At 63.9% G+C, this 25,073-nt stretch carries 25 protein-coding genes; 13 read left to right on the top strand and 12 right to left on the bottom strand.

Annotated elements, in window-relative coordinates; all coding sequences use genetic code 11:
- Positions 1–7: 7 nt before the first annotated feature.
- Positions 8–1,009, bottom strand: coding sequence for a KpsF/GutQ family sugar-phosphate isomerase (locus ACVOLV_RS05730; RefSeq protein WP_481553559.1), 1,002 nt, complete (start codon positions 1,007–1,009; stop codon positions 8–10).
- A 52-nt stretch (positions 1,010–1,061) separates the two neighbouring features.
- Here ACVOLV_RS05730 and ACVOLV_RS05725 point away from each other — a divergent pair, with 52 nt between their 5' ends.
- Genes ACVOLV_RS05725 through ACVOLV_RS05715 form a run of 3 tightly spaced genes read left to right on the top strand, consistent with a single transcriptional unit; the run spans position 1,062 to position 2,911 of the window.
- Positions 1,062–1,292, top strand: a complete 231-nt coding sequence (locus tag ACVOLV_RS05725; protein ID WP_481553558.1) for a BolA family protein — start codon at positions 1,062–1,064, stop codon at positions 1,290–1,292.
- 39 nt (positions 1,293–1,331) lie between these two features.
- Complete coding sequence (gene murA / locus ACVOLV_RS05720; RefSeq protein WP_481553557.1) at positions 1,332–2,606, top strand: UDP-N-acetylglucosamine 1-carboxyvinyltransferase; 1,275 nt, start codon at positions 1,332–1,334, stop codon at positions 2,604–2,606.
- A complete protein-coding gene (locus ACVOLV_RS05715; RefSeq protein ID WP_481553556.1) occupies positions 2,603–2,911 on the top strand; it encodes an EF-hand domain-containing protein in 309 nt (102 codons plus the stop codon). The genes murA and ACVOLV_RS05715 overlap by 4 nt, the downstream gene beginning before the upstream one ends.
- A 463-nt stretch (positions 2,912–3,374) precedes the next feature.
- Here ACVOLV_RS05715 and ACVOLV_RS05710 read toward each other — a convergent pair whose 3' ends face one another.
- The 5 genes from ACVOLV_RS05710 to purM all read right to left on the bottom strand — a co-directional run bounded on the left by ACVOLV_RS05710 (position 3,375) and on the right by purM (position 7,214).
- Positions 3,375–4,058 carry a DUF3108 domain-containing protein gene (locus tag ACVOLV_RS05710; RefSeq protein ID WP_481553555.1) on the bottom strand — a complete coding sequence of 228 codons (684 nt, stop codon included), beginning with the start codon at positions 4,056–4,058 and terminating at the stop codon, positions 3,375–3,377.
- Positions 4,059–4,060: 2 nt separating this feature from the next.
- A complete protein-coding gene (locus tag ACVOLV_RS05705) occupies positions 4,061–4,825 on the bottom strand; it encodes a DUF3108 domain-containing protein (RefSeq protein WP_481553554.1) in 765 nt (254 codons plus the stop codon).
- A gap of 86 nt (positions 4,826–4,911) precedes the next feature.
- Positions 4,912–5,571, bottom strand: coding sequence for a phosphoribosylglycinamide formyltransferase (purN, locus tag ACVOLV_RS05700; RefSeq protein WP_481553553.1), 660 nt, complete (start codon positions 5,569–5,571; stop codon positions 4,912–4,914).
- Positions 5,568–6,176 (bottom strand): DUF2238 domain-containing protein, encoded by a 609-nt coding sequence (locus tag ACVOLV_RS05695; protein WP_481553552.1) that lies wholly within the window; start codon positions 6,174–6,176, stop codon positions 5,568–5,570. Before ACVOLV_RS05695 ends, purN begins: the two co-directional genes overlap by 4 nt.
- Before the next feature lie 12 nt (positions 6,177–6,188).
- Positions 6,189–7,214, bottom strand: a complete 1,026-nt coding sequence (purM, locus tag ACVOLV_RS05690) for a phosphoribosylformylglycinamidine cyclo-ligase (RefSeq protein ID WP_481553587.1) — start codon at positions 7,212–7,214, stop codon at positions 6,189–6,191.
- Between the two features lie 142 nt (positions 7,215–7,356).
- Between purM and ACVOLV_RS05685 the strand changes: the two genes are divergently transcribed.
- The 3 genes from ACVOLV_RS05685 to hda are packed head-to-tail and all read left to right on the top strand — an operon-like array spanning position 7,357 to position 10,348.
- The gene (locus tag ACVOLV_RS05685) at positions 7,357–8,478 is read left to right on the top strand and encodes a DUF2066 domain-containing protein (RefSeq protein WP_481553551.1); all 1,122 of its coding nucleotides are present in this window, start codon (positions 7,357–7,359) and stop codon (positions 8,476–8,478) included.
- Positions 8,475–9,650: an AI-2E family transporter gene (locus ACVOLV_RS05680; RefSeq protein WP_481553550.1), complete on the top strand. Its 1,176-nt coding sequence runs from the start codon at positions 8,475–8,477 to the stop codon at positions 9,648–9,650. Before ACVOLV_RS05685 ends, ACVOLV_RS05680 begins: the two co-directional genes overlap by 4 nt.
- Positions 9,647–10,348, top strand: coding sequence for a DnaA regulatory inactivator Hda (hda, locus tag ACVOLV_RS05675; RefSeq protein WP_481553549.1), 702 nt, complete (start codon positions 9,647–9,649; stop codon positions 10,346–10,348). Before ACVOLV_RS05680 ends, hda begins: the two co-directional genes overlap by 4 nt.
- 134 nt (positions 10,349–10,482) lie before the next feature.
- Here the strand turns inward: hda and murU are convergent, their stop codons facing one another.
- The 4 genes from murU to ACVOLV_RS05655 all read right to left on the bottom strand — a co-directional run bounded on the left by murU (position 10,483) and on the right by ACVOLV_RS05655 (position 14,109).
- The gene (murU, locus tag ACVOLV_RS05670) at positions 10,483–11,193 is read right to left on the bottom strand and encodes an N-acetylmuramate alpha-1-phosphate uridylyltransferase MurU (protein WP_481553548.1); all 711 of its coding nucleotides are present in this window, start codon (positions 11,191–11,193) and stop codon (positions 10,483–10,485) included.
- Positions 11,190–12,200, bottom strand: a complete 1,011-nt coding sequence (locus ACVOLV_RS05665) for an aminoglycoside phosphotransferase family protein (protein ID WP_481553547.1) — start codon at positions 12,198–12,200, stop codon at positions 11,190–11,192. The genes murU and ACVOLV_RS05665 overlap by 4 nt, the downstream gene beginning before the upstream one ends.
- Before the next feature lie 46 nt (positions 12,201–12,246).
- Positions 12,247–12,522 carry a GlsB/YeaQ/YmgE family stress response membrane protein gene (locus tag ACVOLV_RS05660; RefSeq protein WP_481553546.1) on the bottom strand — a complete coding sequence of 92 codons (276 nt, stop codon included), beginning with the start codon at positions 12,520–12,522 and terminating at the stop codon, positions 12,247–12,249.
- A gap of 93 nt (positions 12,523–12,615) precedes the next feature.
- Positions 12,616–14,109 (bottom strand): M20 family metallopeptidase, encoded by a 1,494-nt coding sequence (locus tag ACVOLV_RS05655; RefSeq protein WP_481553545.1) that lies wholly within the window; start codon positions 14,107–14,109, stop codon positions 12,616–12,618.
- Positions 14,110–14,344: 235 nt separating this feature from the next.
- Here ACVOLV_RS05655 and ACVOLV_RS05650 point away from each other — a divergent pair, with 235 nt between their 5' ends.
- Entirely contained in the window at positions 14,345–14,677 is a 333-nt protein-coding gene (locus ACVOLV_RS05650; protein WP_481553544.1) for a ComEA family DNA-binding protein, read from the top strand.
- A 499-nt stretch (positions 14,678–15,176) separates the two neighbouring features.
- On the opposite strand, the gene ACVOLV_RS05645 is transcribed toward ACVOLV_RS05650, so the two are convergent.
- Positions 15,177–16,583 carry a GntP family permease gene (locus ACVOLV_RS05645; RefSeq protein WP_481553543.1) on the bottom strand — a complete coding sequence of 469 codons (1,407 nt, stop codon included), beginning with the start codon at positions 16,581–16,583 and terminating at the stop codon, positions 15,177–15,179.
- A 161-nt stretch (positions 16,584–16,744) separates the two neighbouring features.
- On the opposite strand from ACVOLV_RS05645, the gene ACVOLV_RS05640 reads away from it, so the two are divergent.
- The 3 genes from ACVOLV_RS05640 to ACVOLV_RS05630 all read left to right on the top strand — a co-directional run bounded on the left by ACVOLV_RS05640 (position 16,745) and on the right by ACVOLV_RS05630 (position 22,770).
- Complete coding sequence (locus ACVOLV_RS05640) at positions 16,745–18,985, top strand: TonB-dependent receptor (protein WP_481553542.1); 2,241 nt, start codon at positions 16,745–16,747, stop codon at positions 18,983–18,985.
- Positions 18,986–19,055: 70 nt separating this feature from the next.
- Positions 19,056–19,217, top strand: coding sequence for a hypothetical protein (locus tag ACVOLV_RS05635; RefSeq protein WP_481553541.1), 162 nt, complete (start codon positions 19,056–19,058; stop codon positions 19,215–19,217).
- 196 nt (positions 19,218–19,413) lie between these two features.
- A complete protein-coding gene (locus ACVOLV_RS05630; RefSeq protein WP_481553540.1) occupies positions 19,414–22,770 on the top strand; it encodes a hybrid sensor histidine kinase/response regulator in 3,357 nt (1,118 codons plus the stop codon).
- Between the two features lie 61 nt (positions 22,771–22,831).
- Here the strand turns inward: ACVOLV_RS05630 and ACVOLV_RS05625 are convergent, their stop codons facing one another.
- Positions 22,832–23,191: an ArsR/SmtB family transcription factor gene (locus ACVOLV_RS05625; RefSeq protein ID WP_481553586.1), complete on the bottom strand. Its 360-nt coding sequence runs from the start codon at positions 23,189–23,191 to the stop codon at positions 22,832–22,834.
- An 82-nt stretch (positions 23,192–23,273) separates the two neighbouring features.
- On the opposite strand from ACVOLV_RS05625, the gene ACVOLV_RS05620 reads away from it, so the two are divergent.
- From ACVOLV_RS05620 to ACVOLV_RS05610, 3 genes are read left to right on the top strand one after another with little or no spacing between them, the layout of a single operon-like run.
- The gene (locus ACVOLV_RS05620; protein ID WP_481553539.1) at positions 23,274–24,164 is read left to right on the top strand and encodes an MBL fold metallo-hydrolase; all 891 of its coding nucleotides are present in this window, start codon (positions 23,274–23,276) and stop codon (positions 24,162–24,164) included.
- Positions 24,161–24,574 (top strand): YeeE/YedE family protein, encoded by a 414-nt coding sequence (locus ACVOLV_RS05615; RefSeq protein WP_481553538.1) that lies wholly within the window; start codon positions 24,161–24,163, stop codon positions 24,572–24,574. Before ACVOLV_RS05620 ends, ACVOLV_RS05615 begins: the two co-directional genes overlap by 4 nt.
- Complete coding sequence (locus ACVOLV_RS05610) at positions 24,571–24,999, top strand: DUF6691 family protein (RefSeq protein ID WP_481553537.1); 429 nt, start codon at positions 24,571–24,573, stop codon at positions 24,997–24,999. Before ACVOLV_RS05615 ends, ACVOLV_RS05610 begins: the two co-directional genes overlap by 4 nt.
- Positions 25,000–25,073 lie beyond the last annotated feature (74 nt).

Raw genomic sequence — 25,073 nt, 5'->3', positions numbered from 1 at the left:
GCGGGGTTTAGACCACTTTTGCCCGCAACAGGTCATGAATGTTCAGGGCGCCGACGGGGTGGTTGTCGCCGTCGACCACGATCAAACCATTGATCTTGTGGGTTTCCAGCAGCCGCGCGGCCTCGGCGGCGAGTTGATCGGCAGCGATGGTGCGCGGGTTGCGGGTCATCACCTGGGCGATGCTGGCGGTGCGAACGTCCAGGTCGGTATCCAGGGCGCGGCGCAGGTCACCATCGGTGAACAGACCGACCAGTTTGCCCTGTGCATCGACCACGGCGGTCATGCCCAGCCGCTTGCGGCTCATTTCCATCAAGGCCTGGCTGAGGCTGGCATCGTCGCTGACGCTGGGCAGGTCGTCACCGCCGTGCATCACATCGGTGATATGCAGCAGCAGGCGGCGGCCGAGGCTGCCGGCCGGGTGTGAACGGGCGAAGTCGTCGGCGGTGAAGCCGCGCGCATCCAGCAGGGCCACGGCCAGCGCATCGCCCATCGCCAGCGAGGCGGTGGTGCTGGAGGTTGGAGCCAGGGCCAGCGGGCAGGCCTCGTGGTCCACGTTCACGTCCAGATGCACGTCGGCGGCCAGCGCCAGGCTCGACTGCGGCCTGCCGGTCATGGAAATCAGTGGATTGCCCTGGCGCTTGAATACCGGCAGCAGGGTCAGCACTTCGTCCGATTCGCCGGAATAGGACAGCGCCAAAACCACGTCATCTTCGGTGATCATGCCCAGATCGCCGTGCCCGGCCTCACCAGGGTGCACATAGAACGACGGCGTGCCGGTCGAGGCCAGGGTCGCGGCGATCTTGCGTGCGATATGCCCGGATTTGCCCATACCGGTGGTGACCACGCGGCCACGGGAGGCCAGCACCAGGCGGCAGGCGGCGGCGAATTCGGCGCCGATGCGACCGCCGACCCGGTCCAGCTCGTCGCGCTCGATCTCGAACACTCGGTGACCACTGGCCACCAGATCGGCGTCGCGCAATGTATCCAGGGAAAGCGGGGAAGCAGCCATACGGATGCCACTCGGATAGTAGAATGGGGGTTCATTTTATTAGGAAAGCGCTTTGGACGCCGAGACCATCCGAAATCTGATCGAAGCCGGCCTGCCAGGCGCCCGCGCCGACGTGCAGGGCGACGACGGGGTGCACTTCGAGGCCACGGTTGTCTGTGAGGCATTTGCCGGCAAGATGCCGTTGGCGCGCCACCGCATGGTGTATGCGACGCTGGGCGACCTGATGGGCGGCGCAATCCATGCGCTGGCGCTGAAAACCGTTACCCCGGGTGAAGCTGGCTGAGCCGGCGCACTCTCTTCTCCTTATATCGGCCTTAAATCCATGGCAAAAATCGTAGTCACCGGCGGCAATGCGCTGAACGGTGAGGTTCATATCTCCGGCGCCAAGAACGCCGTCCTGCCGATCCTGTGCGCCACCTTGCTGGCCGATGCGCCGGTGGAAATCACCAACGTGCCGCATCTGCACGACGTGATCACCACCGTGAAGCTGCTCGGTGAGCTGGGCGCCAAGGTCACCATCGACCAGGGCACGCTGTCGCGCGGCAGCGCGGTGGTGGTGGACCCGCGTACCGTCGACCAACACGTGGCACCGTATGAGCTGGTCAAGACCATGCGCGCCTCGATCCTGGTGCTTGGCCCGTTGCTGGCCAAGTTCGGCAAGGCCGAAGTGTCGTTGCCGGGCGGTTGCGCCATCGGCTCGCGTCCGGTTGACCAGCACATCAAGGGCCTGCAGGCGCTGGGTGCGGAAATCAGCGTGGAGAACGGCTTCATCAAGGCCCACGTCGATGGGCGCCTGAAAGGCGGCCGTTACACCTTCGACATGGTCAGCGTCACCGGCACCGAGAACGTGCTGATGGCCGCTGTACTGGCTGACGGCACCTCGGTGCTGGAAAACGCCGCGATGGAGCCGGAAGTGGCTGATCTGGCGCATTGCCTGATCGCACTGGGCGCGAAGATCGAAGGCATCGGCACCGCGCGTCTGGTCGTGGAAGGCGTCGAGCGCCTGCACGGTGGCCGCCACGCGGTACTGCCCGATCGCATAGAAACCGGCACCTTCCTGGTGGCTGCGGCAATGAGCGGTGGTCGCGTCACGGTGCGCAATGCGCGCCCGGATACCATGGACGCAGTGCTGCACAAGCTGACCGAGGCCGGTGCCGAGATCAGCACCACTGAAGACACAATCACCTTGGACATGCATGGCAAGCGGCCGAAGGCGGTGAACATCACCACCGCGCCGCACCCGGCATTCCCGACCGATATGCAGGCCCAGTTCATGGCCATGAACTGCGTGGCCGATGGTGTCGGTGTGATCACCGAGACCATCTTTGAAAACCGCTTCATGCACGTCAACGAGCTGCTGCGCTTGGGCGCCGACATCCAGATCGAAGGCCACACCGCGATTGTGCGTGGCGTCGAGAGGCTCAGTGGCGCGCCGGTGATGGCGACCGACCTGCGTGCCTCGGCCTGCCTGATCCTGGCCGGCCTGGTGGCTGCTGATGAAACCAGCATCGACCGCATCTACCACCTTGATCGTGGCTACGAAAACATTGAGGAAAAGCTCAGTGGGCTCGGCGCCAACGTGCGGCGCATCGCATGATTCTCAAGGGCCGTTTCAGTCCGCGTCGCAGGGCTCTGTTGGGTCTGGTGCTGCTTGCACTGGCCTGGTTGGGCTGGGGCTGGTACAGCGGCGTGGCCATCACCCAGGGCGTTGAGAAGGAACAGATGGACTGGAATGGCGACGGCCAGGTCAGCAGCGACGAGTTCATGCAGGCCTTCTACGCGGTGCAGGTGAAGGACAGCGAAGAAGGCGAGCGCCAGTGCCGCAGTTTCATCTGGCGTAGCAGCGGCGAAGAGTTCCGCCGCGACTGCCGCACGGTGTTCAAGAAGCCGGCAGCGGAGTAACAGCAGCCTGTAGTGCCGAGCCATGCTCGGCAGAAGCGTTACCGAGGCGCCCTCAAACGGGCGCTTTTTTTTTTGTAGGAGCGGCGTAAGCCGCGAAACTGATGATCCACCTGATCGCAGATGTGCTGCTGTCTTGATAGCGCCGGCTTCGCGGCTTACGCCGCTTCCACAAAAAAAGCCTGGGCTGACGGTTATCGGGAAGGCCTCTGCCGAGCATGGCTCGGCACTACCTGCTCCCTCCCTTTCGCGCAGCGAAGGGGAGGGCTGGGGAGGGGTAGCTTTACCGCTTATGGGAAGGCCCCAGCCGAGCATGGCTCGGCACTACCTGCTCCCTCCCTTTCGCGCAGCGAAGGGGAGGGTTGGGGAGGGGTAGCTTTACCGCCTTTGGCAAGGCCTCTGCCGAGCATGGCTCGGCACTACCTGCTCCGTCCCTTTCGCGTAGCGAAGGGGGCGCACCTGGCGCTTACTGGATCGACTTGATGGTCAGGTCCAGTGCGTCCTGGCCGTTCTCACGCTGCAGCAGGCGCGCCGGGACCGGCATGCCGGGGACGATCCAGGCGATCTGTTCCTTGTTGCCGTCCACGCGCGACACCTTGGTGGCTTCCTGCTGCTTGCCAGCGATGGTCATGTTTTCCTTGCCGATCACCCGATAGGTCATCGGCTTGATGCGGCCATCGTCGACCATGCGGTAGTTCAGCGGCTTGCCGTCGGCGACATCGCGGGCGATGGCCAGGTTGATCAGCAGTGCGTCCATGTCGCCGCTCTGCAGGCGGATTGGGCCGCTGCGGTCGGGCTTCACGTCGCCAGTCCAGGTGGCCTGGTTGCTGTTCCAGTCATAGCGCGCATCTACCTGCTTGCGCTTGATCAACACCACCGAACGGTCATGGCTGCTGAGCGGGCGCAGCTTGCCGCCATGCTCATCGAACACGGTGGCCTGGCTCAGGTCGGCCATCGGATTCTTGATCTGCAGGCTGTAACGCCATTGGTTGTTACCGGCCGCGGCAACCGTCATCACGCCGTTGGCCTGCATGCCCATGTAGCTGGCCTGGTAATTGGCGGTGAATGGCTCGATGGCCAATGCCGGCAAGCTGGCCGCGGCCAAGGCGGCGACAGCGAGGAAACGCAGGGGGCTACGGGAAAGCTTCATGCTCAGGCTCCTTGGTATTCGATCAGGCGCAGGTCGATCTCATCCTGCCCATCTTTGCGTTGCAGGATGCGCACCGGCGTGGGTACGCCGTTGGCAATCCAGAGGATGGTTTCATCATTGCCGCCATTGGTGCGGTATACCCGCAAGGCGTCATAGCTGAGATCACCCACCTGCACGTTCTCGGTGGTGTCGGCAGCGCGGTACTCGTACTGACGCACCCGGCCAACATCGACATAGCGGTATTGCAATGCCTGGCCCGGGCGCGCATCGCGCATCAGCGACAGGTTCAACACCAGCGCACTCTGGTCGCCGCGCTGCAGTGGAATGGGGCGCTGTCGGTCTTCCTTCAGGTCACCCTGCCACTGCGCGGTACCGGCTTGCCAGTTATAGACGCCGGTGACTTTCTTGCTCATGAACAGGGCTTTCTTGACCGTGCTCTGGCTCAACGGCGTGTAAACGGCGCCCTCGTTGTTGAAGACATTGCTCTGCTCGATGTTCAGGCCGAGCACGCTGGCAAAGCCACGCTTGCCGCGCACCGCCAAGTCCACCCGCCACTGGCTGTTGCTGTTGTGGACCACGCGCATGGTGGCATCGCCGGCTTCCTTGCCCTTGTAGAAGGCCTGGTAAGTAGCGACGAAAGGCTCCAGGGCTGGCGGGGTCCATTCCAGCGCCGGCAACGCCGGTGCAACCGGGGCCTGCGCTGGTGCGGGTGCCGGCGTTTCCTGGGCGTGGCTGACGGCCGATACCAGCAAAGCGGTCAAAACCATTGGTTTGAAAAGCGCTATGGCCATGCGAGGAAGAGGGCAGGAGAGAGGGAGATCATGCCAAACCACACATCAGCAGCATGTGCGGATCAGCGGCGGAGGGTTCCGGCGGAATCTAGGCGCAATGGACTAAACAGGGACTGACCGTCGCATTGAACCACGCCGTCCTGTTCAGCCACGCGGCCGGCGACCAATAGCTGAACGCTGGCCAGCAGCAGCGGGTGTTCCACCGCCAGCACGCGTTTGGCCAGGGTTTCGGCGCTGTCGTCGGCCAGTACGGGTACCCGTGCCTGCGCGATCACTGCGCCAGCATCCAGCTCGGGCACCACGAAGTGCACGCTGGCGCCGTGCTCGGCGTGGCCGCCGGCAATGGCCTGGGCGTGGGTGTGCAGGCCCTTGTGCAGTGGCAGCAGGGAGGGGTGGATGTTGATCAGGCGGCCGCTGAAGCGCTGCACGAAGCTGGCGCCAAGGATGCGCATGTAGCCGGCACAGATGATCCAGTCCGGCTGGCTTGCAGCCAGCGCATCAGCCATTGCACTGTCGAAGGCCTCGCGGTCGGCGAATTCTCTGGGGGAGCGCGCCCAGCGCTGCGCGGGCGGCACTTTTGCCAGTGCGACAGCCTCTGGCTTGTCGGAGAACACGCCGACAATCTGTGCATCCAGCTGGCCTGCGGCAATCGCATCGAGCAGGCACTGCAGGTTGCTGCCACGCCCGGAGGCAAGCACGGCAAGGCGTGGCGAGGCACTCATGCGTGGGATTTCCGCAGCAGCGGCCACAGCACAAGACTGCCCAGCGTGGCCAGCAGCATGTCGGCATGCGCATCCCAGATGTCGCCCTGCTGGCCGTTGTAGGCCTCGGCAGCTTCCGGTGACAGTGCAAGCGCGATGCCCCATTCCAACCATTCGTAGGCCAGGCTGGTACACATGATGGTCATCACTGCCAAGGTGAAGGCTTGGCCAACGCGTAGCGCCGGCCAGCTGCGGCGGGCCAACTGGGTCAGCGCCGGGGTGAAGCAGATGCCGTACAGCAGGTGGATCAGCCGATCGAAATGATTGCGCTCCCAGCCGAACGCGGCATTCGGCGACCAGCCGAACAATGCCTGCGCCCATTGGTCATACGGGATGTTGGAATACAGCCAACGGGCGCCGATGCAGTGCAGGAGGATGAAGCCGCAGATGGCCGCGAACGCGCCGCTGCCCAAGGGCCAGCGGCGGTCCACCCACCACAGCGCGAGCAGGCCGAGCACGGTCAGCGAGCTGTGCAGGGCCTGTTCGACAGGCCATAGCGGTTTGATCCAGGTAAGCGCGAATACAACAAGCACGCCGATGAAGGCGGCCTTCTTGGCGGCTGTCATGTAGGCGTTGGCTCAGCCGATGTGGACGCGTTCGGCGCGGTTTTCAGCCACCACTTCACCAATCTGCCAATGCGCCAGCTCCAAGGTGTCCAGCGTGGCATTGATGGCGGCGACCTGGTCGGCCGGCACCAGCAGCACGAAGCCGATGCCGCAGTTGAAGGTGCGCCACATCTCGCTGTTGGCGACATTGCCTTCGCGCTGCAGCCACTGGAACACCGGCGGCAGGGTCCAGCTGCTAGCGTCGATGTTCAGGCCCAGGCCTTCCGGCACCACGCGGATGATGTTCTCGGTCAGGCCGCCGCCGGTGACGTGGGCCATGCCGTGCACGGCGGCGCCATGGGTCTTGAGCAGCGACAGGATCGGCTTGACGTACAGGCGGGTCGGTGCCATCAGCGCATCGACCAGCTTCACGCCGTCTTCCAGCACCAGCTCGGCCGGGCTGCCGGCGCGCTCATAGATGCGGCGGACCAGCGAATAGCCGTTGGAGTGCGGGCCGGAGGAGGCAATGCCGATCAGCACGTCGCCGAGGGCAACGGCCGAGCCGTCCTTGAGCTCGCTCTTCTCCACGCCGGCGACGGTGAAGCCGGCCAGGTCGTACTCGCCCGGGGCGTACATGTCGGGCATTTCGGCGGTTTCGCCGCCGATCAGTGCGCAACCGGCCTCGGTGCAGCCATTGGCAATGCCGCCGACCACGGCCGCGGCAGTGTCGATGTCGAGCTTGCCGGTGGCGAAATAATCCAGGAAGAACAAGGGCTCAGCGCCCTGTACCAGTACGTCGTTGACGCACATGGCGACCAGATCGATGCCGATGGTGTCGTGGCGGCCGAGCTGTTGTGCCAGCTTCAGCTTGGTGCCGACGCCGTCGGTGCCGGATACCAGGACCGGCTCGCGGTACTTGTTGGAGAGGTCGAACAGGGCGCCAAAGCCACCCAGTCCGCCCATCACCTCCGGGCGGAAGCTGCGCTTTACCAGCGGCTTGATGCGCTCGACCAGTTCGTTGCCCGCGTCGATGTCGACACCGGCGTCACGGTAGGTCAGGGGGGAGTTGGCAGAGGTCGAGGGGCTGGTCACTGGCGGCTGCACTGGCGGGGTGAACGGTCGATTTTAACAGGCCACGTTGGCGTGAAGGCCCCATTCGGGCAACAATTCCCTCCGGAATCGTCGAGCAATGGAAATTTCAATGCGCCGCAGCCTGGTCACAATCCTGTTTCTGGCGCTCTGCCTGCCAATTTCGTTGGTGCAGGCACAGTCGTCCGGCATGCGTACCGAAGGGGACGTAGCCGGCGCCCGCAGTGCCTATGAGGCCGAGGTGCCGGTCAACAGCCAAAGCGAGGCCGATCGCAACGGCGGGCTGGCGCGTGCGCTGGGCGCGGTGCTGGCCAAGCTGTCCGGCGACCGCAGCGTGCTGGCGCGGCCGGGCGTGGCGCAGGCACTGCGCAGCGCAAAAGACATGGTCGAGGGCTACGACTACCGTCAGGACCAGAGCGTGAGCGCCAGTGGCGCGCCGAGCTTCCGCACCATGCTGGTGGCGCGTTTCCGTGAGGATGACGTCGACGGGCTGGTCGCCGCGCTGGGTTTGCCGGTGTGGCCGCAGCCGCGCCCCAAGCCGGTGGTCTGGCTGGCCATTGATGATGGCAGCGGCCCGCGCCTGGTCGGTGTGCCGCAGTCCAATGCGGCGCGGCCGCTGCTGGACCGCGCGGTCGAGCGCGGCTTCAAGCTCGGTCTGCCCGCAGGTGGCGCGGCTGAGCAGGCCCTGGTTGGCGCGATCTGGCGCCAGGATACCGCCGCGGTGGCGCGGGCCTCGGCACGCTATTCGCCGCCGATGCAGCTGGTGGGCAAGCTGTACCGCGGCAAGGGCGGTGGTTGGGTTGCTGATTGGGTGTTCGTCGACAACGGCCGTGAGCTGTCCAAGTGGACGACGACCGATGGCGATGCGCGACGGGCGATGGTCGGTGGTGCCGATGGCGCCGCCGATGCATTGGTACGTCGTTATGCCAAGGCGCCGGTGGGCGGCGCGGCAGGTGTTTACCGGATCGTGGTCAGCGGCATCCGCAGTGCGGACGACTATCTGCGCCTGGCTGCCACCTTGCAGCGAGTTGCGGTGGTCAAGTCGATCGTGCCGATCCAGGCCTCGGGCGACCGCCTGGAGCTGGATGTCGAGCTGATGAGCGGCCTGCCGGGCTTCAACCGCATGCTGGGCAGCGACGCTGCGCTGCAGCCGGTGGGGGCGGTAGCTGACGATGATGCCGACGCCGGTACCGAACAGAACACTAGTCGCCGCGCGGAGTACCGCATTCGATGAGTACTGATACAGCGGAAATGGAAATCGCGCTGTTCCTGCGCCGCGTCAAGTGGGTGGTGTTGACCGCTTTTGGATTGTGGGTGACATGGCTGTTGGCACCGGTGCTGACCCCGTTCGTGGTCGCCTTGATGCTGGCCTGGCTGGGCGATCCGCTGGTGGATCGGCTGGAGGCCCGCGGCCGTTCACGCAACACCGCGGTGGTGCTGGTGTTCGTGTTGATGATCCTGTTGCTGGCCTTGGCGCTGCTGATCCTGGTGCCCTTGATCCAGCGCCAGATCATCACCTTGATCGCCGCCTTGCCGCAGGGACAGGACTGGCTGATGAGCACGGCTATCCCGTGGCTGGAGCAGAAAACCGGGTTGGAAATCATGGCCTGGCTGGATCCGGGGCGGTTGTTCGAGTGGGTGCGCAGCCATTGGCAGCAGGCCGGTGGCGTCGCCACCACGTTCTTCGGCTACGTGTCGCGCTCGGGCTTTGCGATGGTGGCCTGGGTGATCAACCTGGCCTTGCTGCCGATCCTGGCCTATTACTTCCTGCGCGACTGGGACAAGCTGGTCGAGCGGGTTGCATCGATGATCCCGCGCAACCATATCGAGGTGGTGTCGCGTCTGGCGCGTGAGTCCAACGACGTGCTGGGTGCCTTCATCCGCGGCCAGATCGTGGTGATGATCGCGCTTGGCATCGTCTACGCGGCGGGCCTCAGCCTGGTTGGACTGAATCTGGGACTGCTGATCGGCCTGGTCGCTGGTTTGATCAGCTTCATTCCTTACCTGGGCGCAACTACTGGCGTGGTGTTGGCGGTGCTGGCGGCGCTGGTGCAGTCGCAGGGCTTCGACCTGCAGTTGCTGGTGTTGGTGGGGGTGGTCTTCACTGTCGGCCAGCTGCTGGAAAGCTATGTGCTGACGCCGCGCATCGTCGGTGACAAAATTGGCCTGCATCCGGTTGCGGTGATATTTGCGGTGATGGCAGGTGGCCAGTTGTTTGGCTTCCTGGGAATGCTGCTGGCCCTGCCAGCGGCGGCGGTGATCAACGTGTTGTTGCGCTATGCGCACCAGCGTTATCGCCAAAGTGAGTTGTATGCCGGCCACGGGCCGACGATTGTGTTGGATCCGCGCAGCCTTGATGTGCCGGCGGACCTGAGCATCGTGTCGAAGGATGTAGAACCTAAGTGAGTGTGCCGCAGTTACCGCTGGCCTTGCGTTACCCGCCAGACCAGCGCTTTGAGACCTTCATCGGTGCGCCCGACGGCGCGCTGGCGCAGTTGCGCGCCGTCGCCAATGGTGACAGCCAGGATTGGATCTATCTGGTTGGCGCCGGTGCTACCGGCAAGACGCATCTGGCCTTGGCTACCTGTGCCGCTGCACTGCAGGCCGGGCGCCGCCCCGCCTACCTGCCACTGCAGGCGGCCGGTACGCGCCTGCAGGACGCATTGGAAGCGCTGGAAGGGCACGACGTGCTGGCGCTGGACGGGCTGGAATATGTTGCTGGTCGACGCGAACAGGAGGTGACGCTGTTCGAGTTCCACAACCGCGCGCGCGCTGCCGATGTGACCGTGATCTATACCTCGCGTCTGCCGCCCGATGGCCTTGGGCTGGTGTTGCCCGACCTGCGCTCGCGCCTGTCGCAGTGCAGCCGCATCACCCTGGAGCCGCTGGATGCCGAAGGCCGTGGCGCGGTGCTGCGTGAGCGTTCGGTGCGGCGCGGATTGGTGATGGACGAAGCGACGCTGGACTGGTTGCTGACCCGCACCGGCCGCGACCTGAGTGGCCTGGTGAGCCTGCTGGAGCGGCTGGACCGGGAATCGCTTGCGGCAAAGAAGCGGATCACCGTGCCGTTCCTGAAGCGGGTGCTGGAGAACGGGCCGGGTTGATAGCCGGGGCGTTGAGTTCAGGGATTCTGGTTTTGTGGGAGCGGTGTAAACCGCGAAGCCGGTACAGCATCCGCAAACAAAAATGCCTGCAATTGCAGGCATTCTTGTATCTGAAGCTTCAGTTGCTTCGCGGCTCACGCCGCTCCCACAAGCTGCTTGTCCAGCTGCTGCAGGCGCTCGGGGGTGCCTACGTCGGTCCAGCGGCCTTGGTGATGCTGGCCACTGATGCTGTTGCTGGCCATTGCCGCGCGCAGCAAGGGGGCAAGCTTGAAGCGCGGTGGTGTTTCCGCGCTGCCATCGGCATTGCCAATCACCGCTTGCCAGTTCTGCAGCAACTGAGGTCTGTAGATGCCGATACCGGCAAAGGTCAGCCGCGCTTGTTCGCCGTTGTCGTGCAACCGGCCATCGGCTTCCAGAATGAAATCGCCACGCGGGTGCTGCACTGGATTGTCGACCATGACCAGATGCGCGCTGCCCTTCGGTTCCTGCGGCAAGGCAGCGAAATCAAAATCGCTCCAGATATCCCCATTCACCGCCAGGAACGGCGCATCACCGAGCAGCGGCAGCGCGTTGTGCATACCACCGCCGGTCTCCAGCGGCACCGGGCCTTCGTACAGATAATGCAGGCGCAGGTTCCAGCGACTGCCATCGCCCAGCTTTTCCGGGAATTGCGTCGCCAACCAACTGGTGTTGATCACTACATCGCTGATGCCCAACGCAGCCAAACGCTGCAGATGCCATTCGATCAATGGCACCCCTGCGACCGCCAGCAACGGCTTGGGCGTGTGATCGGTGAGCGGACGCATGCGTTCGCCGAGCCCGGCGGCGAAGATCAAGGCCTTCATGCCGAAGCCTTGGCAGCCATCGCTGGCTTGAAGCGACGTTCGAACAACTCCTGCAGCGGCGCCAGTTCCGGATAGCGCGGCAGCACCTCATCCAGATAGCGGATGAAGCGCGGTGCGTCCTCGAAGTAATGGCCCTTGCCGTCGCGATCACGCAGGCGCACGAAGATGCCGAGGATTTTCAGATGGCGCTGTACACCCATCCAGTCGGCATCGCGCAGGAACTGCGGCCACGGCCGGATCGGCAGGCCTGCGGCGGAAGCGCGGGCGTGGTAGCGGGCCAGCCACGCGTCCACCTTTTCCAGCGGCCAGCTCAGGAAGGCATCCTTGAACAGACTGGCCGGATCGTAGGCAATAGGGCCGCTGACCAAGTCCTGGAAATCCAGCACCGCCGGGCCGCCTTCGACCGGCATCAGGTTGCGCGGCATGAAGTCGCGGTGGGTCAGTACCTGCGGCTGGTTCAAGGCGTTGTCCATCAAACGCCGCTGCACCAGTTGCAACTGCTCGCTCTCACCGCAATCCAGGGTCAGGCCGAGGTGGCGCTGCACGAACCATTCTTCAAACAGGCCGGCATCGCGTTGCAGCAGTGCCTCGCCGAACGCGCCCATGCCTTCGGGCACCGGAATCTGCTGCAGGCGGATCAGCTGCGCGAAGCTGGCTTCGAACCATGCATCGGCGGTGTCGTCGGTGATGAGGCGTGCCAAGGTAGGCCCGCCGAGGTCTTCCAGCAGCAGGAAACCGTTGTCGAGATCGCGCGCCAGCACCTGCGGCACGCGCACACCACGCGGCTCCAGCAGATCGTGCATGCGCAGCCACGGCCGCACATCTTCCAGCCCGGGCGGGGAGTCCATCACGATGTGGCTGCCGCGCGCGCTGTTGCTGCGCCAATAACTGCGGAAGCCGGCATCGACCGATGCGCGTTGCAGTGTGGTTGCGGGGTCGCCAAGTGCGGTGGCGGCCCACTGCAGGCGTTGTTCGGTGCGCCGTGGATCGGAAGCGGGATCGTTCATGGACACTACAAAGTAGCGGCGCCCGCAGGCGCCGTTGGAGAAGGAATCAGCGCTTCTTGCCGCCGCTGATCAGGCGCAGCAGCGCCAGCAGCACGATCGCACCGAGGATGGCGCCGACGAAGCCGGCCGGTTGGCCAGCCGAATACCAGCCCATCTCACGGCCGAACCAGCCGGCGAATACCGCACCAGCGACGCCGAGCACGATGGTCAGCAGGCAGCCCATGCGGTTGTTGCCGGGCATGAAGAAGCGCCCCAGCAGGCCTACGAAGAAGCCGATCAGGATGATGTACAGCCAGCTGTCGCTGCCAAACAGTCCGCTCATGTTCTTGTCCGTGCCAAAGAAAAACGCAGCCTAGCAAGGCCAGGCTGCGTTCGTCATCAAACCATCAACATCCGACCAACCGCGCCGGACCGATCAGCAGCAACCGTGGCCGCCGTGACGGGTGCCGCTGTCGGCGGCCACCGGCGAACCGCTGGTCTCGCCACGCAGGCTGGCGGCGTGGTGGTCGAACAGCACCTTGGACACGCAGGAGGTGACGCGCTTGCCCATCGGGATGTGCAGGAACTCGTTCGGGCCATGTGCATTGGAATGCGGGCCGAGCACGCCGGTGATCATGAACTGCGCACCCGGGAACTTCTCGCCCAGCATGCCCATGAACGGAATCGAGCCGCCTTCGCCCATGTACATCGCCGGCTTGCCGAAGAAGGCCTGGCTGGCGGCGTCGATGGACTGCTCCAGCCACGGCGCCATTGCCGGTGCGTTCCAGCCGGTGGAAGCCTTTTCCAGGTCCAGGCTGACATGGGCGCCGTTCGGCGGATCGCGCAGCAGGGCTTCCTTCAGCAGCTCGCCGCAGGCCTTGCCATTGGCGGTCGGCGGTAGGCGCAGCGACAGCTTCACCGAGGTTTCCGGACGCAGCACGTTGCCGGCCGATTCCAACGGCGGCATGCCGCCAATGCCGGTGACCGACAGGGCAGGGCGCCAGGTGCGGTTGAGCACCAGCTCGGTCAGTTCGTCGCTCATCGGCTTGAGGCCGTCTACCAGCGGGAACTTGTCGAAGATGGCGGTATCGACCACGTCGGCAGCACGCTTGGCCTGCTCCAGACGCTCGGCAGGCACTTCCACGTGCAGACCATCGAGCAGGATGCGGCCGGTGTTCTCGTCCTCGATGCGCGACAGCAGCTGGCGCAGCAGGCGGAAGCTGGACGGCACCACGCCGGAGGCATCGCCGGAGTGCACGCCTTCGTTGAGCACCTTGACGGTGAAGTTGCCGCCGGTCAGGCCGCGCAGCGAGGTGGTGCACCACAGCTGGTCGTAGTTGGCGCAGCCCGAATCCAGGCACACCACCAGCGACGGCTGGCCGATACGATCGGCCAGATGGTCGACGTAGGCCGGCAGATCGTAGGAGCCGGACTCTTCGCAGGCTTCGATGAGGATCACGCAGCGGGCGTGCGGCAGGCCTTGTTCCTGCAGCGCGAGCACCGCGGCCAGCGAGCCGAAGATGGCGTAGCCGTCATCGGCGCCGCCGCGGCCGTACAGCTTGTCGCCGCGCAGCACCGGAATCCACGGGCCGAGGTCCTCGTCCCAGCCGGTCATTTCCGGCTGCTTGTCCAGGTGGCCGTAAAGCAGGACGGTGTCGTCGCCGGTTTCCGGGCCGGTGGCCGGGATTTCCAGGAACAGCAGCGGGGTGCGGCCTTCCAGGCGAACCACCTCGACCTGCAGGCCGGGGATGGTCTGCGCCTTGGCCCAGTTCTCCATCAGGGTCACGGCCTGTTCCATGTAACCGTTGGCGACCCAATTGGCGTCGAACATCGGCGATTTATTGGGGATACGGATGTAATCGACCAGTTGCGGGACGATGTCGCTGTCCCACTTGTCGCTGAGAAATTGGCCGATCTTGGCGCTGTCCATCTGGATCTCCGGTAGCAATGTCAGGTGCAACCATTCTACGCCGCTCCCTTGGTTTGGCGGGCCTGCAGCAGTTTCACTAATGAAACCATGTAGGACTTTTCCTACATGGCCTCGGGTTGTTGGCTGGCTGTTTGCTTAACCCGCCCCGGATATTCTGGCTACATGTGGCGCGGGACACTGATTCGGCCGGCGGGAGAGCCAGCCAATCAGTCATCAAGTCACAAGGAGTACAGCGATGAAGCTTTTTACCGTAACGCTGCAGTCTCTGATTCTCGCATTGGTATTGACCCTTACGGCGCAAGCCACGGACAAGGTTGATATCAATACCGCCTCCGCGGCGGAGCTGAATCAGGTGTTGGTGAACGTCGGCCCTTCCAAGGCGCAGGCGATCATCGAACACAGACAGGCCAACGGGCCCTTCAAGAGTGTCGAGGAACTGGCACTGGTGAAAGGAATCGGATTGAAGACGGTCGAACGGAATCGTGACCTGATCGAAGCAAGGGCCGGAGCTGCCCCTGCCAAGAGTGCTACCGGGACGGTAGCTGCACAGCCGGTTGAGAGGCGCTGAGCGGAAGGAATCGAATAGTGAACCGTCAGGATGACGGATCACCAGGAACCCGAAAAGGGCAGGATGCTGGGGGCTGGCAGGATGCCAACAAGGATGTGAGGTCGTCCGGTGTTGCACAGTGACGTGCAGCCGGGCGATTTTTCTGTCTGTGCTCTTTGGAAACGGCAAGGCCCGGGGAAACCCGGGCCTTGCTGGTTTTCGGGCGTTGAGCCGAAATCTGGATCGGATATTCCGTATCCGTAGTAGCTGGAGTTCGAGCTTTTCGGCTCCGCTGCCCGGCTGTTGCCGCGGCTGCGGTTGCTTGTAGGAGCGGCGTCAGCCGCGAAGCTGATACAAAATCAGATCGCCCAGCTGCCAATCGCCCGAACACCACCAGCTTCGCGGCTGCCCCCCCACCTACAAAAGCTGGTCCGTGCGCGGTCTGTGTGGCCTGGTTGATTCGGCTACGAAACCTTATCGCGGTTGAATGCCCGGGTTTTGGGCCAGGGCAAGCCGCTGCTTACACCAAGCCGGTGGCGTAGTACACGCCGATGATCGCGAACACCGCCAAGGTCTTGATGATGGTGATGGCGAAGATGTCCTTGTAGGACTGGCGGTGGGTCAGGCCGGTGACGGCCAACACGGTGATCACCGCGCCGTTATGCGGCAAGGTGTCCATGCCGCCGGAGGCCATCGCCGCCACGCGGTGCAGCACTTCCATCGGAATGCCGGCAGCCTGCGCATTGGCGATGAAGCTGTCGGCCATTGCCGCCAGCGCGATGCTCATGCCGCCCGATGCCGAGCCGGTGATGCCGGCCATGGCGGTAACCGAAACCGCTTCATTGACCAGCGGGTTGGGAATCGAGCCCAGCGCATTGGCGACCACGAGGAAGCCGGGCAGGGCGGCAATCACCGCACCGAAACCATATTCGGAGGCGGTATTCATCGACGCCAGCATCGCGCCGCCGATCGCCGACTTGGTGCCCTCGGCAAATGAGGCCACCACCGGCTTCCAGGCAAAAGCGATGACGCTGAGGATGCCCAGCAGCAGCGCGCCCTGCACGGCCCAGATCGCGCCCAGCTTGGAGACTTCCTGCACCACCGGTGCCGGGTTGCCGATCACGGCGGGAATGAAGGACTGGGTTTCGCCGTAGAAGCCGGGAATCCAGCGGGTCAACAGAAAGTTGGCTACGCCAACGAGGATCAGCGGAGTGATTGCGATCAGTGGGTGCGCAAGATTCTGGCCTTGGAAGGGCTCGGGCTCGTTGCGCAGCTCCTCGTTGGCGCCGGCATAGCCTTCGCCATTGCGCACGGCGACACGGCGGCGCCATTCCAGGTAGCTCATGCCCAGGATCAGGATCACCACGGTGCCGATCACGCCCAGCCACGGCGCGGCCCAGCTGTTGGTGCCGAAGAACGCAGACGGAATGATGTTCTGGATCTGCGGCGTGCCCGGCAGCGCGTCCATGGTGAAGGTGAAAGCACCCAGCGCGATGGTGCCGGGGATCAGCCGCTTGGGGATGTTGCTCTGGCGGAACAGCTCGGCGGCAAACGGGTAGACCGCGAACACCACCACGAACAGCGACACGCCGCCGTAGGTGAGCAGCGCACAGACCAGCACGATCGACAGCATTGCGCGCTTGGCACCAACCAGCTTGATGGTGGCGCTGACGATGGACTTGGAGAAACCCGAGACCTCGATCAGCTTGCCGAACACCGCGCCCAGCACGAACACCGGGAAGTACAGCTTGAGGAAGCCGACCATCTTGTCCATGAACAAGCCGGTGAACATCGGCTGCACCAGCGTGGGATCGGTCAGCAGCACTGCGCCCAGCGCCGCCACCGGCGCGAACAGGATCACGCTGTAGCCGCGGTAGGCGACGAACATCAGGAAGCACAGGGCCGCCAATACGATCAGAAACGACATTCACAGCTCCCCGGCCAATACATTGCCGGCGAGTATCAGGACGAAGCGGGGCCCGGCCCACTGTACGAAGGGACTATACGCGGCCGGCTAACGCTCCATTAACGTGCGCTCCATGGCGACATTCGTGTGTCGCAACGTCATACCCGGGAGGAGGGAGACCAATGAAGCGCAAGTATCTGAGTATCGCCATCGGTGGCATTCTGTTGGCACCGGCCGCATTCGTGCAGGCACAGGAGCAGCAGGCAGTGCCGGCCGGCACCAAGGCCACGCAGCTGGACGAAGTGACCGTGACCGCGCGTCGTCGCAGCGAGTCCATCCAGGACGTGCCGGTGGCGGTCAGTGCCTTCGGCGAGGAGCAGATCAAGGATCTGCAGGCCTCGACCGTGGAAGGTCTGCAGGGCGCCGTGCCCAACATGAACATCGCCCAGGGCCGCGGTTCGGCCAACAGCGTCAACGTCTTCATCCGCGGCATCGGCCAGCCCGACGCGCTGCAGACCTTCGACCCGGGCGTGGGCATGTACGTGGACGACGTCTACTACTCGCGCATCAATGGCGCGCTGTTCTCGCTGTTCGACATCCAGCAGCTGGAAGTGCTGCGCGGCCCCCAGGGCACGCTGTACGGCAAGAACTCCACCGGTGGCGCGATCAAGCTGACCACCAAGAACCCCTTCGACAACGAAGGCGGCGCGGTTGAAGTCACCGCCGGCGATTACGGCCGCCTGGAAGGTCGTTTCTATGTTTCCGGCAAGCTGAGCGATACGTTGGCCGGCAGCATCGCGGGTGCCAAGATCACCAATGACGGTTATGTCAAGGATGCGGTCACCGGCAAGCGCTACAACGACGACGATACCGAAGCGTTCCGCGCCAAGTTGGCCTATAAGCCGACCGACAACTTCAGCGCGGTGCTGTCGCTGGATACCACCAAGCAGGATGCCGCGCTGACCCTGGGCCGCCCGATGGCGGATCTGCGCCAGACCAGTTTGGCGCCAGCCGGCGTGATCGTGCTGCAGCCGGGTGAAACCGGTGAATGGAACCGTCGCGCACAGACCTCGTTCCAGAATGGCGAAGGCCAGTACCTGAAGCATTCCGGCGCCTCGCTGGCGATGGACTGGGATATCAACGAGCAGTTCACCTTGAAGAGCATCACTTCCTACCGCAAGCTCAAGACCAAGTCGTACATCGACATTGATGCTTCCGAGTACGAGTTGGGCGATGTGCTGGTGGCGCTGGACCAGAACCAGAAGAGCCAGGAATTCCAGCTGCATTACGACAACGGCTCCACTGTGCACGCGACCTTTGGCGCGTACTACATGAAGGAGAACGTACCGTCGTACCAGGAGGCTTACGCCGACGATCTGTTCTCGTTCCTGGGCGCCAAGGTGCCGTTCCTGCGCACCATCGGTGATGACCTGACCACCACCTCTACCGCTGCATTCGCGCACGTGAACTGGGAGTTCGTGCCGAGCTGGACTGTGGCTGCTGGCGTGCGCTGGACCAAGGACAAGAAGGATTACGATCGTTCCACCAGCACCTTCTGGGGTGCCCCGTTCGCCAGCTTGAACGGCACCGTCGCGTTCGATGCCAAGGCGTCGTGGACGGCGGTGACACCGTCGATCAGCCTGCAGAAGGAATTCAGCGAAAACCTGATGGGCTATGTGTCGGCCAACCGTGGCTTCAAGTCTGGTGGCTTCAACGGCCGCGCCAACACGGTGTATGACACCCAGCACGCCAAGTTCGACCCGGAATATGTGTGGACCTACGAACTGGGCCTGAAGGGCAGCAGCGCCGATCACCGCCTGCGTGGTACCGCGACGGCGTTCTACAGCAATTACAGCGACTTCCAGGCGCGCGTGTCGCAGGACGTTGGTACTTTCCCGGTGTTGAATGCGGCCAAGCTCAACATCAAGGGCATCGAGCTGGAAGGCAGCGCACTGCTGGGTGAGGCGACCACGCTGAGCGCGCAGTTGGGCTGGATGGATGCCAAGTACGACAGCTTCGAGGACTTCCGTCTTGATCCTTCCTACGCCGGCTACGATCCGACCGTGAACCACGATCATGTGCCGTTCTCGCCGGATTGGACCGCACGCGTTGCCCTGCAGCACGTGTTCTCGCTGGGTGACAGCGGCAGCCTGACTTTCGGCGGTGACGTCTCCTATCGCGGCGACACCTGGTTGTCGGTCGACAACCGTAAGGTGTTGAGCCAGGACGCTTACACCCTGGTGGGCGCGTATGGCGTATGGGATTCGTCGCAGCTGACCTGGCAGATCCGTGCAGGCGTGCGCAACCTGACCGACAAGCAGTACAAGACCGAAGGTCAGGAGTTCGCCAGCGTGGGCAACATCCAGACCGCGTACTACGGTCTGCCACGCAACTGGTACGTGTCGGTGCGTTACAACTTCTGATGATGTAGCCGGTGACGGCTGACTGATTGGAATGCAAGGCAGCCCTTTCCCGCATGGCGGGGGAGGGCTTTTGCGTTTGTTGCTGGTGCTCAGTTTGAAGCTGCAGCTGTTGCTGGTGCAGGTGCAGGTGCAGGTGCAGGTGCCGGTGCTGTTGCATTGGCATTGGCATTGGCTTTGGCTGTTGCTGTTGATTGAAGCCTCTCTCCCGCCTGCGGGAGAGGGGTTGGGGTGAGGGCAGCTTTTGCCGTTGGCTTTCAAGCTCTGGCTTTTGATGCAAAGAAAGAAGCAAATTGCCAGCGAACCGCACCCTCACCCCAACCCCTCTGCCGGTGGGAGAGGGGCTTTGAGCAACGGCTTTGAGCATGTCTTGCTTCATCCTCCGCTCCTAACTCCGTATCCTGCCAAGCAGCTTCCGGGAAACGCTTTCCATGTTGAGTCTGGTAACAGTGGCCTTGGCGGGCCTGGCCTGGCTGGCCCTGATGTTCGGCGTGGCGCTGTACGGCGAACGACGGCCCACCGCATTTGCGCGCCATTGGCGGCACATCTACACCTTGTCGCTGGCGGTGCACTGCACCTCGTGGACCTTCTACGGCACGGTTACCCAGGCAGCTCGCCACGGCTGGCCGCTGCCGCCGACCTTCGTCGGCGCCATCCTGTTCTATGCGCTGGCGATCGGTGTGATGATGCGTCTGGTGCGGCTGGCGCGCGAAACCAATGCCACCTCGCTGGCCGACCTGATCGCTGCGCGGCTGGGCCGCGATGCCTGGCTGGCGGCGACGGTGACGCTGGTGACCGTGCTGGGCTTGATTCCCTATATCGCCCTGCAGCTCAAGGCCGTGGCAATGAGCTTCGGCATGATCACCTCGCGCGCGGTGGAAGCTGGGCAGGGCGGCTCCATCTGGCAGGACAGCGCCTTGTACGTGGCGCTGGCGATGGCCTTGTTCGCCATGCTGTTTGGTGCGCGTCGTGCTGATGCCTCCGAGCACAATCGCGGACTGGTGCTGGCGATGGCGGCCGAGTCCGTGTTCAAGCTCGGCGCGATGCTCGCGCTGGGCGTGTTCGTGTGGTTCGGGCTCAAGGGCATTCCCAGTGCACCACCGGTGCCGGTCAGCGCGCAGGACGGCGGCTTCATTCCGCTGGTGATACTCGGTGGCCTGGCGATGTTCCTGCTACCGCATCAGTTCCATGTTGGCGTGGTCGAATGCCGCGACCCGGCCGATGTGCGCACCGCGCGCTGGTTGTTCCCCTTGTACCTGCTGTTGATCGCCTTGCCGATCCTGCCGTTGGCGCGCGCAGGTACGGTGCTGCTCGGCAACAGCGTGCCTACCGATATGTATACGTTGGCTTTGCCGTTCGCCGCTGGCCATGAAGGTGTGGCGCTGTTTGCTTTCCTCGGCGGCTTGAGTGCGGCCACCGGCATGGTGGTGGTGAGCACGCTGACCTTGAGCCTGATGATCGGCAACCATTGGTTCGCCCCGGGCCTGGTGCGCAGCGCCTGGGCGCGTGCCGGTGGTGGTGATCACCGGCGCGAACTGGTGTGGCTGCGGCGCGCTGGCATCTGCGTGATCATGCTGGCTGCCTGGGGCTATAGCCGGCTGATCGGTGGCGGCAATGTGCTGGCCGATATCGGCGGGGTTTCGTTCTCGGCGATGGCGACCCTGCTGCCGGTGCTGGCATTCGCGATCTGGCGCCCGCAGACGCCGGCGCGCGCTGCAATTGCTGGTGTGTTGGCCGGCTTCGCAACCTGGGCGTGGGTGCTGTTGCTGCCCTCCCTGCTGGAAAGCGGCGGGCGCACGCCGGCATGGTTGCTGCACGGGCCGTTTGGTTGGCAATGGTTGTCGCCGCAGGGCCTGTTTGGTTTGACCGGGTGGACGCCGTTGGGGCGCGCGGTCGGCGCCAGCCTGTTTGTAGGCACCGCAGTGACCTTGCTGTCGATGGCCTGGCGGCGCGACACGCCGGACCGCATCAGCCGTAATCTGGATGCGGACACTCTGCGCAATGCCGGCCGTAGGTTCCTGCCGGACGAGCGTGTCCAACAGCTCTTGGCGGATGCACCGCGCAATGGCGCTGTACCGCCTGCGATCGAAGCCAGCGTTGAACGCGAGTTGTCCGCAGTACTTGGCGCGGCGTCTGCGCGCTTGCTGCTGGATGCCGCACGTCGCGAGGGCAACGAACTGGCGACGGTGGCGGCCATCGTCAGCGAGGCCTCGCAGGACCTGCGTTTCAGCCAGCAGGTGCTGCAGGCTGCCTTGCAGAACATGAGCCAGGGCATCAGCGTGATCGATCGCGAGCAGCGGCTGGTGGCCTGGAACCGCCCCTATGCGCGCATGTTCGGCTTCCCCGAGGAGTTGCTGCAGGTGGGGCGGCCGATCATGGACCTGACCCGCTGGGCGCTGCAGGCAATGCCGGTGCGCGGTGGTGATGAGCGTGCGGTGGACCGGCGGCTGGCGTTCATGCGCGCGGGCACGCCGCATCTGACCGAGCGCGTTTTCCCGGATGGCAGCATCGTCGAGATCCGTGGCAACCCAATGCCCGGCGGTGGCTTCGTCGCGACCTTCACCGATGTCACCGAGTTCCGTCGCAGCGAGCGTGAGCTCAAGCGCAGCAATGAGACGCTGGAACAGCGCGTTGGTGAGCGTACCGCCTTGCTGGAGTCGGCCAAGCGTGAGGCCGAGCGCGCCAATGATGCGAAGAGCCGCTTCCTTGCCGCGGTCGGGCATGACCTGTTGCAGCCGTTGCATGCCGCGCATCTGTTCACCGACACGCTGGCACAGCAGGTTGAATCCAGCCAGCAGCAACAGGCGGTGGTGCAGATCCGTGGCGCCCTGGATTCCACCACGGATCTGTTGACCGGCTTGTTCGACATGTCGCGCTTGGAAGCCGGAGGACTGGTGCCGCAGCCGCGTGATCTGCCGCTGGCGGAAGTGCTTGATCCCTTGGTCTCCGAGTTCCGCGCGTTGGCTACCGAGCGTGGGCTGGCCTTCCACTACGTGCCTACCCGCGCATGGGTGCATAGCGATCCGCAGCTGCTGCGGCGTGTGCTGCAGAACTTCCTGGCCAATGCGGTGCGTTACACCGGCCAAGGCGGCATCCTGCTCGGCGTACGTCGCGAAGACGGCCGTGTGCGCGTTGAAGTGCATGACACTGGTCCGGGTATTGCCAAGCAAGAGCAGCAGCGCATATTCGAGGAGTTCCGGCGCGGCGAGGACAGCAGCGGGCAAGGACTTGGTCTTGGTCTGGCGATTGCTGATCGCATTGCCGGCCTGCTGCATGCGCCTCTGCGCCTGCGTAGTGAGAAGGGACAGGGCACAGTGTTTTCGGTGTCGTTGCAGCGTGCCGCGTCACCGCAGGTGGCGAGCACGCCTGGTCCACGCAACGCAGCGACTTCGGGTGGTGTACCGGTGCTGGTGGTCGACAACGATCCCGCAGCGCTACAAGGATTGGCGGGCTTGCTGCGTGGGTGGGGCTACACCGTTGCCGAGGCATCCGGCGAAGCGCAGGCGGTAGCGGCATTGCAGGCTGCAGCAGCGAGCTTGTGGCTGTTCGACTACAACCTGGATGACGGCGATACCGGCACCGCGCTGCAACTGCGGCTGGGCGAACGGTTTGGTGCACGACCGACCTTGATCCTCAGCGCCGACGACAGTCTGGCAACGCGGCGCGAAGTGTTGGAGCAGGGGCTGACGCTGCTGCACAAACCGGTGCGACCGTTGGCGCTGAAGTCGATCCTGGATCGGTTGTTGGCGGCGGATGCGTTGCGACCGGGAATGGGGAATCGGGAATAGAACAAGCGTGGCCGGTTGCGGTTGTAGCCCGGGTAAGCGCAGCGCACCCGGGCTACAGGTCTTAACGACTTGCGCGCTCGCCGGTCGCCAATCCGGGCTCTGCAATCCCCGCGCCAGCGCAATACGCCGCATGCAATGCCTGCATCACGCCCAGTGCCGGGCTGTCCGTCAACGCGTAGTAAATGGTCTGCGCTTCGCGGCGGGTAGTGACCAGCGCCGCTTCGCGCATCACCGCCAGGTGCTGGGACAGCGCAGACATCGACAGGCCAACCTGCGCCTGCAATTCACCTACCGAGGCTTCGCCTTCCACCAGGCGGCACAGCACACGCAGGCGGGCAGGATGGGCCAGCGACTTCAGCAGTTGCGCGGCCTGCTCGGCGTGCGCCTGCATCTGCTCCATATCCATGTCTGAAGCGCGCATCATGAGCGTTGAGGTTCGGGCTTGTGCTTTGGAGGGTACTAGCCTAATTTAGAAAAAGCTAAATTAAAAGCGAGGCACCCCCATGAGCCAGCCGCAGCCTTCATCCACCTTGGTCGAACCGTTCTACGACAAGGAAACCGGCACCTTCAGTTACGTGGCCTATGACCAGATCGGCGGCATGGCCGTGATCATCGATCCGGTGCTGGATTACGAACCAGCGGGCGCGCGCATCAGCACGGTATCGGCCGATGCACTGCTGGAGTTCGTGCGCGCCAAGCTGCTGACGGTGGCGTGGATACTGGAAACCCATGCGCACGCCGATCATCTCAGTGCTGCGGGTTATCTGGCCGATGAACTGCAGGCGCCGGTGGCGATCGGTCGCGGCATCGTGCAGGTGCAGCAGCACTTCAAGGCAGTGTTTGGGCTGGCTGATGAGTTCATTGCCGACGGTAGCCAGTTCGACCGATTGTTCGATGATGGCGATACCTTCAACGTAGGTGCCTTGAGTGCGCGGGTGATCGCAACGCCGGGGCACACCGATGACAGCCTTACCTACGTGATTGGCGACGCTGCGTTCGTCGGTGACACCATGTTTGCGAGCGATACCGGCACCGCGCGCTGTGATTTCCCCGGTGGCGATGCGCATCGCCTGTACGCATCGATCCAGCGGATTCTGTCGCTGCCCGCCGATACGCGCATCTGCCTGTGCCACGACTATCCGGGCAACCGGCGCGAGGCGCAGGCACAGACCACGATCGACGAACAACGACAGAACAACGTGCATCTGAAGGGCGGCACGGATGAGGCAGCCTTCGTGCAGATGCGCCAGCAGCGTGATGCGACGTTGCCGGTGCCGAAGCTGATCCTGCCCGCCTTGCAGGTCAACATACGTGGTGGCCGTCTGCCGGAGCCCGATGCCAATGGCGTGCGCTATCTGCGGCTGCCCTTGGATCAGATCGGAAAGACGCAATGAACAGCTGGATGCTGGCCTTGGCCGGCGGCGTATTGATCGGCGTCGCCGCCACCTTGCTGCTGTGGTTGACCGGGCGTATCGCCGGCATAAGCGGCATACTCGGCGGCGTGTTGATGCCACGCAGCGGTGAGCTGGCTTGGCGCGTGGCGTTCCTTGTCGGTTTGATTGGTGCCGGCGCGGCGTACCTGTGGCTGGTACCGGGCGCTTATGCGCCGCGACAGGGATTTCCGCCGGTGCTGCTGGTGATCGCCGGCCTGCTGGTCGGCTTTGGCACGCGCATGGGCAATGGTTGTACCAGTGGTCATGGGGTCTGTGGTTTGGGGCGCTTGTCGATGCGCTCGTTCGCCGCGGTGCTGACCTTCATGGCTACCGCGATAGCGACCACTTACGTCGTCAGGCACCTGGTATGAGTACGCCACGCATCAGCTTGGCTGCACTGGTTTCTGGCGCACTGTTCGGGCTTGGGCTGGCGGTGTCCGGCATGACCGATCCGCAGCGCATCCTGGGCTTTCTGGATGTGTTTGGTGACTTCAATCCGGCGCTGTTGTTTGTGCTCGGCGGTGCGGTTGGGACGACGATGCTGCTGTTTCGCTTTGTGCTGCGGCGGCCGGCACCGGTGTTTGCCGAGCGCTTCCAGATATCGGATCTGCGCAGCATTGATCGGCCATTGCTGATCGGTGCGGCTTTGTTCGGTATCGGCTGGGGCTTGGCAGGCTATTGCCCGGGGCCGGCCTTGGTTGGCTTGGGGGTACTTTCATCTGAGGCATTGTGGTTTGTGCCGGCGATGGTGGCAGGCATGTTGATGCACAAGTTGACCAACAGAAGCAGCATGTAGGAGCGGCGTCAGCCGCGAAGCTGACGTTGGTTCCGACATCGAAAAAAATGTAATCAGGAATGCGTGGGGTTGAT

It is taken from the genome of Stenotrophomonas sp. STEN023 (genome assembly GCF_056760135.1).
The sequence above is the reverse complement of the archived record's forward strand: the minus strand, read 5'-3'. Positions and strand labels throughout refer to the sequence as shown.